Annotated in this window: 1 protein-coding gene; it reads left to right on the plus strand. The window is 70.1% G+C overall.

Annotated elements, in window-relative coordinates; all coding sequences use genetic code 11:
• On the plus strand, positions 1-2,259 hold a 2,259-nt coding region (locus AC27VN_RS39315; protein WP_490880191.1), incomplete at both ends, for a glycosyltransferase.

The following is a 2,259-nucleotide window of genomic DNA, read 5'->3' on the forward strand; positions in this document are numbered from 1 at the left end:
ACCCGCGCCGGCCGCAAGCTGCGCCGCCTCTGGGCGCTGCTGCGGCAGCGCCATCCGTCCTTCGAATTCGAACAGGGCCTGGGGCTCGGCGTGCTGTGCCTCGGGCCGCGCGTGCCGCCGCTCGACGGCGTGCTCGCGCGCAGGATCGAGGGCCTGGTGCAGGAGCTGGAACGGCTGCGCAGCCATGCCGCGGAAGTCACGGCCAAGCGCGAGCGGGCCGAGGAAATGCTCGAGACCCGGCACTTCGAATCGCTCGAGAAGGACGTGGAGATCGCCGAGCGCGATGCCCGCATCCTCGCGCTGAAGGCGCATGCCGCTGCGCAGGCCGCGCGCATCGACGGCTTCGAAGCCAGCCTTGGATTGCAGCTGGTGCTGTTCTACGGAAGGCTGCGGCTGCGCGTCTTTCCGGCGGGCACCCGCCACGGCGATTTCTACGAGCGGCGCCGCGGGCAGTTGCTGCGGTGGGCCCAGCGCTGGGTCGCGCATCGATCGACCGGGCGCGCCCGCCCGTCGCTCGACACCATCGCCGCGCTGCCGTCGCGCGATCCCGCGCGGCACCGGCCCTGGCTCGCGCCGCTCACGCCCTTGTCGCGCCAGAGCCTGGGTGCGCGCATCCTCATCGTCGCCGAGCTGTCGATACCGGCCTGCAAGCGCTACCGGGTCGACCAGAAGGTCGACATGTTCGAGCACCTGGGCCTCGAGACCACGGTGCTCAGCTGGCGCGACGCCGAGGCCTGCCGCGCGGCCCTGCCGTTCCATGGCCTGCTGATCTTCTACCGCGTGCCGGCCGCGCCGCACATGGTGCTGCTGGCGACCGAGGCCCGGCGGCTGGGCGTGCCCAGCTTCTTCGACGTGGACGACCTGATCTTCGATTGGGACGCCTATCGCCGGCAATTGCTCGCCTCGGGCGCTCCGTCCGATCGCATGGCATCGTCGAAGGAGACGACGGCGCAGTACCGGCAGATGCTGAGCCACTGCCAGCATGGCATCGGGAGCACGGCCGCGATCGCGCGCAGCATGGGCGAGATCGTTCCCGGCAAGACGCATGTGGTGCCGAATGCATTGGACGAGGGCATCCTCGCGCTCGCCGCGGAACTCGAGCGGCGTCCGGTCAAGACCGATCCGCGCTTCGTCACCATCGGCTACGGCAGCGGCTCGCGCACGCACGACGGCGACTTCGGCGTCGTGGCGTCCGCGCTGCTGGCCGTGATGCAGCGCCATCCGCAGGTGCGGCTCGCCATCCATGGCCCGCTCGAGCTGCCGGCGCCGTTCCGGCGCTTCGCCGACCGGGTGTTCCAGATCCCGTTCCTGCAGGGCGACGACTACCTGCGCGCGCTCGCCTCGTGGCAGATCAGCATCGCGCCGCTCGAGGACAGCCTGTTCAACGAAGCCAAGAGCAACATCAAGTTCATCGAGGCGGCGATCCTCGGCGTGCCGAGCATCTGCTCGGGCACGGGGCCGTTCCGCGAAGGCATCGAGCATGGCCGCACGGGCATGATCGCCGACACGCCCGAGGAATGGGAGGCAGCCCTGACCCGGCTGGTGCTCGACGCCGGCCTGCGCCATGGCATCGCGGAGGAAGCCCGCCGCAGCGTGCTGTCGCGCTATCACCCGCAGGTGGTGGCCGCGCGGCAGCTGCAGCAGGTGATCGGGCCGCTGCTGCCGGCGCCTGCCACGCGCCTCAAGGTGCTGGCCGTGAACGTGCTGTTCGCCCCGGTGAGCTTCGGCGGTGCGACCGTGGTCGCGGAGCAGCTGTGCCGCCGGCTGCAGGCCGATGGCTGCGACGTCACCGTCTTCACCGCCATCCTCGGGTCGGAACTCGAGCCGTACAGCGTGATGCGCTACGAGGTCGACGGGCTGCCGGTGATCGCCGTGCAGGTGGCCGACGACACGCAGCGCGCGCTCGACTACGACGATCCGCAGGTGGGCGAGATCTTCGCGCGGCTGCTGAAATCGCTGCGGCCCGATGTCGTGCATTTCCATTCGGTGCAGCGGCTTGGCGCGACGATGGCTCATGCCTGCGTGGAGGCCGGCGTGCCCTACGCCATCACGCTGCACGATGCCTGGTGGCTGTGCGAGCGCCAGTTCATGGTGCAGGACAACGGCGTGTACTGCAACCAGAAGGCGATCGACCTGCGCGCCTGTTCCAAGTGCGTGCCGGACAGCGGCTTCACCTTCAAGCGCAGGTTCTTCCTCGGCGACGTGCTCGACCGCGCGAGCCTGCTGCTGGCGCCCAGCGAATTCCAGCGCGAGCTCTAC

Source organism: Variovorax sp. 20P10.2.4 (assembly GCF_058244205.1).